Origin of the sequence: Nocardia sp. NPDC050799, from assembly GCF_040654015.1 — a bacterium.
In the GTDB taxonomy this organism is placed as follows: domain Bacteria; phylum Actinomycetota; class Actinomycetes; order Mycobacteriales; family Mycobacteriaceae; genus Nocardia.
Genome location: NZ_JBFAHF010000035.1, coordinates 68,781 through 77,069, shown reverse-complemented (window position 1 = coordinate 77,069; position 8,289 = coordinate 68,781). Strand labels below are relative to the sequence as shown.

At 67.8% G+C, this 8,289-nt stretch carries 7 protein-coding genes; 2 read left to right on the top strand and 5 right to left on the bottom strand.

Annotation, left to right across the window (positions count from 1 at the left end; all coding sequences use genetic code 11):
* Positions 1 to 227: 227 nt before the first annotated feature.
* From pafA to dop, 5 genes are all read right to left on the bottom strand, one after another.
* Positions 228 to 1,586, bottom strand: coding sequence for a Pup--protein ligase (pafA, locus tag AB0H42_RS28725; RefSeq protein WP_357061646.1), 1,359 nt, complete (start codon positions 1,584 to 1,586; stop codon positions 228 to 230).
* Positions 1,587 to 1,963: 377 nt separating this feature from the next.
* Positions 1,964 to 2,716, bottom strand: coding sequence for a proteasome subunit alpha (gene prcA / locus AB0H42_RS28720; RefSeq protein WP_357061643.1), 753 nt, complete (start codon positions 2,714 to 2,716; stop codon positions 1,964 to 1,966).
* A complete protein-coding gene (gene prcB / locus AB0H42_RS28715) occupies positions 2,713 to 3,585 on the bottom strand; it encodes a proteasome subunit beta (protein ID WP_357061640.1) in 873 nt (290 codons plus the stop codon). Before prcB ends, prcA begins: the two co-directional genes overlap by 4 nt.
* Positions 3,582 to 3,776: a ubiquitin-like protein Pup gene (locus AB0H42_RS28710; protein ID WP_030521323.1), complete on the bottom strand. Its 195-nt coding sequence runs from the start codon at positions 3,774 to 3,776 to the stop codon at positions 3,582 to 3,584. The genes prcB and AB0H42_RS28710 overlap by 4 nt, the downstream gene beginning before the upstream one ends.
* A gap of 164 nt (positions 3,777 to 3,940) precedes the next feature.
* Positions 3,941 to 5,440: a depupylase/deamidase Dop gene (gene dop, locus AB0H42_RS28705; RefSeq protein WP_357061637.1), complete on the bottom strand. Its 1,500-nt coding sequence runs from the start codon at positions 5,438 to 5,440 to the stop codon at positions 3,941 to 3,943.
* 92 nt (positions 5,441 to 5,532) lie between these two features.
* On the opposite strand from dop, the gene AB0H42_RS28700 reads away from it, so the two are divergent.
* Both AB0H42_RS28700 and AB0H42_RS28695 read left to right on the top strand, forming a co-directional pair.
* Positions 5,533 to 6,720 (top strand): DUF418 domain-containing protein, encoded by a 1,188-nt coding sequence (locus AB0H42_RS28700; RefSeq protein ID WP_357061635.1) that lies wholly within the window; start codon positions 5,533 to 5,535, stop codon positions 6,718 to 6,720.
* A 156-nt stretch (positions 6,721 to 6,876) separates the two neighbouring features.
* Positions 6,877 to 8,220 carry a DUF3533 domain-containing protein gene (locus AB0H42_RS28695; RefSeq protein WP_357061633.1) on the top strand — a complete coding sequence of 448 codons (1,344 nt, stop codon included), beginning with the start codon at positions 6,877 to 6,879 and terminating at the stop codon, positions 8,218 to 8,220.
* The last annotated feature ends 69 nt before the right edge of the window (positions 8,221 to 8,289 follow it).

Sequence of the window (8,289 nt, the reverse complement as noted above, 5' to 3'; positions counted from 1 at the left end):
GCGAGTCTCGGCGGCTGAACGGCGGGACCGAGGGGGCCTCGACCCCGCGGCGCCGAAGGCGCCGCAAATAAACACAGCACCTTCGCGAGTGAGCCCACCGACCTCGCCTTCGCGAACGAGTGCCTTATGAAGGCTCGCCCGGTACCTCGGGGCGTAGCAGAAAGGCAGCGAACACGCGCCCGGGGCCGGGCGGACCGACCACAGTCCGACCGGCCCCGGGGCACTCCCTACATCGAGGCGATCAGGCGATCCACTCGCTCGTCCACCGAGCGGAACGGGTCCTTGCACAGCACGGTGCGCTGGGCCTGGTCGTTCAATTTGAGGTGAACCCAGTCGACCGTGAAGTCCCGGCCGGCCGCCTGGGCGGCGGTGATGAAATCACCGCGCAGTTTCGCCCGGGTGGTCTGCGGCGGGGTGTCGACAGCGGCGTCGACCGCGTCGTCCTCGGTGACCCGCTTGGCCAGACCTTTGCGCTGCAGCAGGTCGAAGACGCCGCGGCCGCGTTTGATGTCGTGGTAGGCCAAGTCCAGCTGGGCGATCTTGGGGTCGGACAGCTCCATGCTGTAGCGGTCCTGGTAGCGCTGGAACAGTTTGCGCTTGATCACCCAGTCGATCTCGGTGTCGATCTTGGCGAAATCCTGCGACTCCACCGCGTCCAGGGTGCGGCCCCACAGATCGACCACCTGATCGACCTGCGGATCACGGTCCCGGTTGCGCAGATGCTCCACGGCGCGGGCGTAGTACTCGCGCTGGATGTCGAGGGCGCTGGCCTGCCGGCCACCCGCCAGCCGCACCGGACGGCGGCCGGTGAGGTCGTGGCTGACCTCCCGGATGGCCCGGATGGGATTGTCCAGCGCGAAATCGCGGAACGACACCCCGGCTTCGATCATCTCCAGCACCAGCGCGGCGGTGCCGACCTTGAGCATGGTGGTGGTCTCGGCCATATTGGAATCGCCCACGATCACGTGCAGGCGCCGATATTTCTCGGCGTCGGCATGCGGCTCGTCCCGGGTGTTGATGATCGGACGCGAGCGGGTGGTCGCCGAGGAGACGCCCTCCCAGATGTGCTCGGCCCGCTGCGACAGGCAGAACGTGGCCGCCTTCGGCGTCTGCAGCACCTTGCCGGCCCCGCAGATCAACTGCCGGGTCACCAGGAACGGCAGCAGCACGTCGGAGATCCGGGAGAACTCGCCGGCCCGCACCACCAGGAAGTTCTCGTGGCAGCCGTAGGAGTTGCCCGCCGAATCGGTGTTGTTCTTGAACAGGTAGATGTCCCCGCCGATACCCTCCTCCGCGAGGCGCTGCTCGGCGTCGATGAGCAGCTCCTCCAGTACTCGCTCCCCGGCCCGGTCGTGAGTGACCAGCTGGACCAGGCTGTCGCATTCGGCGGTGGCGTACTCCGGATGCGAACCGACGTCGAGGTAGAGCCGGGCGCCGTTTCGCAGGAACACATTGGAGCTGCGCCCCCAGGAAACCACCCGGCGGAACAGATACCGGGCCACCTCGTCGGGGCTGAGCCGGCGGTGTCCGTGAAAGGTGCACGTCACACCGAATTCGGTCTCGATCCCCATAATTCGTCGCTGCACACTATCGAGGTTACAGCGCGGAGAGATTCCTGCGGGTCGGTGCGGAAAACCCGATGTATACGGCTTGGCAACGATTGGGCTGTGTTTATTGGCCCCGCCTCCGGCGGGGCGGGTCGGCGCCCTGTGACCCCGGTTCTTCACTCCGCCGCTCCAGAACCGGGGGCGGGCCCCGGCCACTGAGGCAGACCATCCAGACCGGGCAGAAGGCGTGTGCGGGCATACGCCACAATCAGCCTGGCCAGGCTCACCGCACTGTAAGTGCTCAATGGTCGCCGGTCTATGGACAGCTGACCGCGCATCACATCTCACGTAAACGGGTCGCGCACCGTTGTCGGTGCGCGACCCGCGAATCCTCGGCCGGCGCGGGGCCGGCCTGTTCAGTCCGGCTTTCCGCCGGTTTCCGGCTCCGCCGAGCCGGCCTCACCCGCCGAGCCCAGCAGCTCTTCGAGGGAGGCGCGACCGATCCGGCGGAACGCCCGCCGCGGCCGCGCGTGCTCCAGGGTGGCGACCTCCAGCGAGCCGACCCCGAGGGCCCGCTTGTCCTTGTCCGCGCCTTCGCTGGACTGCAACGCTTCCACCGCGACCCGGATCGCCCCGGCCAGGTCCAGGCCCGGCCGGTAGGACTCCTTCAGCGCGCTGACGATGGGTTCGGTGGTACCGCCCATCACCACGTATTCACGCTCGTCGACGATCGATCCGTCGAAGGTGATCCGGTAGAGGACCGATTCGGGCTCCTGCTCCGGATAGCTCACCTCGGCGACGCATATCTCCACCTCGTAGGGTTTGAGCTGATCGGTGAAGATCGAGCCCAGCGCCTGGGCGTAGGCGTTGGCCAGCGCCCGGCCGGTGACATCGCGGCGATCGTACTGGTAGCCGCGCAGATCGGCCTGCAGGATGCCGCCCCGGCGCAGGTTCTCGAATTCGTTGTATTTACCGACGGCGGCGAAACCGGTCCGGTCGTAGAGTTCGCTGACCTTGTGCAGGGTCGCCGACGGATTCTCCGCCACGAACACCACGCCCTCGGCGTAGGCGAGCACCACGACACTGCGGCCCCGGGCGATACCTTTGCGCGCGAGCTCGGTCTTGTCGCGCATGATCTGCTCGGCGGACGCATACAGCGGCAGGGTCATGCCCGGGCGCTCCCTTCCTCTGCGGCCTGACGGTCGGCGGCGATACCGCGCGCGATCTCCTCGAGCCGGGATTCGGCCACCTCGGCGGCGCCCTCGTCATCGATCAGGATCGCGGTCGGGTAGATCCCGCGCAGCAGATCCGGCCCGCCGGTGGCGGTATCGTCGTCGGACGCGTCCACCAGGGCCTCGACCGCGATCCGCAGGGCGCGGTCGGCGTCGATCCCCTTGGTGTACAGCTTCTTCAGCGAGGTCCGCGCGAACATGGAGCCGGAGCCGACGGCGGTGAAACCGAACCGCTCCTCGCTGCGCCCGCCCACCACGTCGTAGGAGACAATGCGCCCGGCCCGGTCCGGATCGGTGGCCTGCTGGTCGTAGCCGACCAGCAGCGGCACCACCGCCAGGCCCTGCAGGGCGGCCGGCAGGTTGTCGCGCACCATCTTCGACAGTTTGTTGGCCTTGCCGTCGAAGGTGAGGGAAACGCCTTCGATCTTCTCGTAGTGCTCGAGTTCCACCGCGAACAGGCGGACCAGTTCGATGGCCATGCCCACGGTCCCGGCGATACCGGTCGCCGAGTAGGTATCGGTGATATGGACCTTCTCCACATCGCGACCCGCCAGCAGATTGCCCTGGGTGGAGCGCCGGTCACCGGCGATCAGGACACCGCCGCGATAGGACACCGCGACCACGGTGGTCCCGTGCGGTGCGATATCCCCCGCGGCACCGCCGCCGGGGTTTCCGGCGGCGGTGGGCTGGCTCAGGGCGTCGAATCCGCTACCCGGCAGGAGATCCGGGGCGTGTTGACGCAGATGTTCGGAAAAGGACGAGAGGGCGTACCCCAGTTGGAGACGCAAGGGGTCACCTGCGGTCACTGGCCACCTTTCTGCACGTAGGCACGAACGAAGTCTTCGGCGTTCTCTTCGAGCACATCGTCGATCTCGTCGAGCAGGTCGTCGGTGTCCTCCGCCAGCTTCTCGCGCCGCTCCTGACCCGCGGCGTCTACGCCGTCGACGCCTTCGTCATCGTCGCCGCCCCCGGCGCGTTTGGTCTGCTCTTGTGCCATCGCAGCCGACCTCCTCTGTTTCCACCGACCGGCCGCGCTCGCGTACCGGACGAATCGTGAGCACCCCTGTGCTCGTTCTTCAACACTACCCAGCCGGGACGACACGTAGTCGGATTACGTCCCACCCCGGTGGCCGCGACCTCCGTGGGCCTTCCGGTGAACACTCAGGTGGTGAGCTGTCGCACCAGGTCAGCGGCGGTATCGACCCCGTCGAGAAGTTTCCCGACATGCGCTTTGGTGCCGCGGCGGGGCTCCAGCGTGGGAATGCGGACCAGCGAATCACCACCCAGGTCGAAGATCACCGAGTCCCAGCTCGCGGCGGCGATATCGGCGCCGAACCGGCGCAGGCATTCCCCGCGGAAGTAGGCCCGGGTATCGGTGGGCGGTTCGGTCATGGCGTCGAGCACCTGCTGTTCGGTGACGAGCCGTTTCATGGACCCGCGCGCCACCAGCCGGTTGTACAGGCCCTTGTCCAGGCGCACATCCGAGTACTGCAGATCCATCAGATGCAGTTTCGGCGCCGCCCAGCCCAGGCCCTCGCGGCTGCGCATCCCTTCGAGCAGGCGCAGCTTGGCCGGCCAGTCCAGCAGGTCGGCGCATTCCATCGGGTCGCGTTCCAGCAGGTCCAGCACCATCGACCAGTTGTCGAGCACATCGCGCACCCGCTCGTCGTCGTTGCCCTGCTCCTCGACGAACTTCGCGACCCGTTCGTGGTAGAGCCGCTGGATCGCCAGGCCGGTGAGTTCCCGGCCGTCGGCCAGGGCGACCGTGGCGCGGAGAGTGGGGTCGTGGCTGATGGCGTGGACCGCGGTGACCGGGCGGGCCAATTGCAGATCGGACAGATCGGCGCCGGATTCGATCAGGTCCAGCACCAGCGCGGTGGTGCCGACCTTCAGGTAGGTCGACATCTCGGCCAGATTGGCGTCCCCGATGATGACGTGTAGCCGGCGATACTTGTCGGCGTCGGCGTGCGGTTCGTCGCGGGTGTTGATGATGCCCCGTTTGAGCGTGGTCTCCAGCCCCACCTCGACCTCGATGTAGTCCGAGCGCTGGGAGAGCTGGTACCCCGCGTTGTCGCCGGACTGCCCGAGCCCGACCCGGCCGGACCCGCAGATCACCTGCCGCGAGGCGAAGAACGGCGTGAGCCCGAGAATCACCGCGTTGAACGGGGTTTCGCGGCTCATCAGATAGTTCTCGTGGGTGCCGTAGGAGGCGCCCTTACCGTCGACATTGTTCTTGTACAGCTGCATCCGGGGTGCGCCGGGAACGCTGGACGCGTGCCGCGCGGCCGCCTCCATCACCCGTTCCCCGGCCTTGTCCCAGATCACCGCGTCCAGCGGATCGGTGACCTCCGGCGCGGAATACTCCGGATGCGCGTGGTCGACGTAGAGGCGGGCGCCGTTGGTGAGGATCATATTCGCCGCGCCCACCTCGTCGGCGTCGATCACCGGCGCCGGACCGTTCATCCGGCTCAGATCGAAACCACGGGCATCGCGCAGGGGCGACTCGACCTCGTAGTCCCATCGGGTGCGCTTGGCGCGCGGCACCCCCTCGGCCGCGGCATAGGCCAGAACCGCCTGGGTAGAGGTGAGGATCGGGTTGGCCGACGGCTCGGTGGGGGTGGAGATCCCGTATTCGACCTCGATACCGATGATGCGCTGCATGGGTTCGAGCGTAGGCGACGGACGGCGAATCATCCGTCGAGTGGTACTTCCGGCCGATGCCGTGGCGTAGCCCGCGACCACATGCTCTGACCATGACCCGCACCGTCGCCGACCCCCTCGTCCCCGGACCGAATCCGCCGCGCCCGCCCCGGCTCGCGGCACTGGATGTGCTGCGCGGAATCGCCATTCTGGGCACGCTGGGCACGAATGTCTGGATCCTGACCGACCCCGAGGGCCTGAGCGGATATCTGCACCGGATCTCGATGTCCCCCACCGACGGCTGGATGTGGGCCGAGAAGGTGCTGCAACAACTGGCCCAGGGCAAATTCTTGGGTCTGCTCACGGTGATGTTCGGTATCGGCCTGGCCATCCAGCAGACCTCGGCCCGCCGGGCCGGCCGCCCCTGGCCGGGCGGATACCCCTGGCGCGCCGCACTGCTGTTCCTCGACGGCCTGCTCAACTTCCTCCTGATCGCCGAATTCGACGTACTCATGGGGTACGCCGTAACGGCGGCGATCGTCGCGTTCCTGCTCACGCGCAGCGGGCGGGCACAGGGCCGGTGGCTCTACGCGATGCTCGGCGTGCACCTCACCCTGATCGCGCTCTACGCCGTCTCGCTGGTCCTGACGGAGCCCGCCGCGCCACGGGAGCGGACGCCGCTGTCCCCGAACCCGTACGCCGACGGCTCGTTCTGGGATCTGGTGCAGTTCCGGGCCGAGCACGCACTGGCGTTCCGCGCGGAAACGATCGTCATCCTGCCGCTGTCGATCGTGCTGTTCCTGGTGGGCGCTCGTCTGTTCCACGCCGGTGTGTTCCGGCCCGAAGGAGCGCGCCTGCGGCGCCGACTCCTGCTCGTGGGTTTCGGCGTGGCCGCGCCGATCGATCTGCTGGCCGGTCTGGCCGGCGGCGGCGACCTCGTGCTGATCACCCGCTATGTGGTGGCGCCGGTGGTCTCGCTGGGCATCCTGGCGCTGGTCGCCGAGTTCTCTGTGCGCCGCACCCGCACCGGTTTCGCCGGACGCCGGCTGAGCGAGATCGGCCGGGCCGCGCTGAGCTGCTACATCCTGCAGAACCTGGTGGCGTCGATCCTCTGTTACGGCTGGGGGTTCGGGCTGGCCGCGCGGTTCGCCCCGGAAGCCCGGGTGCCGTTCACCGTCGCTGTCTACGTGACCGTGTGCGCGGTGATCGCACTGTTCGCGCACTGCTGGCTGCGCCGGTTCGAACGCGGTCCGGTGGAGTGGCTGTGGCATTCGAGCTACCGGCTCCTGAATCGGGCATAGCCGCCGTGCTGCGCTGATACGCCTGCCACAGTGAGCAGACACACCCGGTCGCGGTACCGCTCCCCGCCCGGGTAGCTGCCACCATTGACCCGGCCGTAACGGCAGACGAACGGCCCGTGTACCCGGGCCGGGACCGCAGCTTCGACGGAGGACACGATGGGGACCGACAGCACCGGCGACGAGCCCGGCGCACCCGCCGTACCGAGTGCGGAGGGCGATACCGGCACCCGCGGCCGGGTCCGGCGTCGTATCCGTATCTGGGCCGGCCCGATCGTGGTGGTCACGCTGCTGATGGCCCTGCTTTCGACGATGTATCTGGGCTATGTCGTCGATCCGGAGAAGAATCTGCACGATTTCCCGATCGCGCTGGTAAACCAGGACGACGGCGATATCCGCGACGGACAGCAGATAGATATCGGTGATCAGATCACCTCGGCGCTCACCGAGCGCGTCCCGGCGGACAAGGTCGATCTGCGGGTCACCGGCATCGGCGAGGCCCAGCGCCTCCTCGACAACGGTGAGGTTTACGGCGCGATCATCCTGCCCAGCGATCTGTCCAAACGACTGTCGATACTGGGTGCGGGCAGTGTGGTGCCCGGCGATATCCAGCAGCCGGTGATCACCGTCGTGACCAATCCGCGTACCGGGACCTTCGCCACCCAGATCACCCAGATCATCGCCCGGCAGGCGCTTACGCAGGTGAACGCCGAGGTCGGCAAACAACTCACGGCAACGGTCGACAGCGAACTGAGCTCCGGCCCCGGTGGCGGCACCCAGCTCTCCGGCGCGTCCCGGCTGATGCTGGCCGAACCGATCGATGTGCTCATCGAGCAATACCGGCCGCTGCCGGACGGGACCGGGCAGGGCCTGTCCGCGTTCTTCTACACCCTGCTGATCGTGCTGGCCGGTTTCACCGGCGCCATGATCGTGCACACCATGGTGGATTCGGCGCTGGGTTTCGTTCCCACCGAATACGGGCCGTGGTTCGTGCACCATCCGACCGCCCCGCATTCCCGGGTCCGCACCCTGCTGCTGAAGTGGGGGGTGATGGGCGTGGTGGCACCCATCGCCTCCGGGTTGTTCGTCGGTATCGCCGCCCTGCTCGACGTCCCACTCGAACACGGCCTGGCGCTGTTCCTCTTCGGCACCCTGGCGATCCTCGCGGTCGGGGTCACGGCGCTGTCCGTACTCGCGGTGTTCGGGTCGGCCGGTCTGCTGATCAACCTGATCCTGTTCATCGTGCTCGGACTGCCCTCGGCCGGCGCCACCATCCCGCTGGACGCCACCCCGCGCTACATGGCCTGGCTGGCCGCCTTCGAACCGATGCACCAGATCTACCTGGGTATCCGCGCCATCCTGTACTTCGACGCCCACGGCAACCCCGGACTGGCGCGAGGGGTCTGGATGAGCCTGGCCGGGCTGGCCATCGGCCTGGTTCTCGGTCTCGTCTTCACGATCCTCTACGACCGCAAGGGCCTGGAGCGCCGCAGCAGCCGCTGAGCGTCGGCGCAGCCGCTGAGCGTCGGCGCCACCGGCCGGACTGCGCAAGATCGGTCAAGCGCACCTGCC